We start from the raw sequence: 579 nt of genomic DNA, 5'->3' as shown, positions 1-579 counted from the left end.
ATCGAGATCGGGCCGCTGCTCGCCGGGGCGGGGGTGGTCGGCATCGCCATCGGGCTCGGCGCGCAATCGACCATCGCCGACATCCTGGCCGGCGTCTTCTTCCTGCTGGAGGACGCCTTCCACATGGGCGACTACGTGGAGGTGGGCAACCTGCGCGGCACGGTGGAGGGCATCTCCCTGCGCTCGCTGAAGCTGCGCCATCACCGCGGCGCGGTGCACACGCTGCCCTTCGGCCAGATCAAGGCGCTGACCAATTACAGCCGCGACTGGGCGCTGATGCGGCTGGAGTTCCGCGTCCCGCCGGAGACCGACATGGGGCTGGTCAAGAAGCTGGTGAAGGAAGTCGGCAAGGAGCTGTCCGCCGACCCGGAGATGGGGCCGAGCTTCATCGAACCGTTGAAGTCCCAGGGCGTGCGGCGGGTGGAGGACGACGCGGCGATCATCGGCGTCAAATTCATCACCAAGCCCAACGAGCAGTTCGTCATCCGGCGCGAGGCCTACCACCGCCTGATCCGGGCCTTCCAGGCTCACGGCATCCATCTGGTCGGGCGCGGCGTGGTGGTGCGGGTGGACGATCCG

At 68.0% G+C, this 579-nt stretch carries 1 protein-coding gene; it reads left to right on the top strand.

Annotation, left to right across the window (positions count from 1 at the left end; translation table 11 throughout):
• Positions 1-579 (top strand): mechanosensitive ion channel family protein (locus H0B54_RS29395; RefSeq protein WP_188263282.1); only part of this gene is annotated, 579 nt, incomplete at both ends.

Source organism: Azospirillum tabaci (genome assembly GCF_014596085.1).
Lineage (GTDB): Bacteria > Pseudomonadota > Alphaproteobacteria > Azospirillales > Azospirillaceae > Azospirillum > Azospirillum tabaci.
The sequence above is the reverse complement of the archived record's forward strand: the minus strand, read 5'-3'. Positions and strand labels throughout refer to the sequence as shown.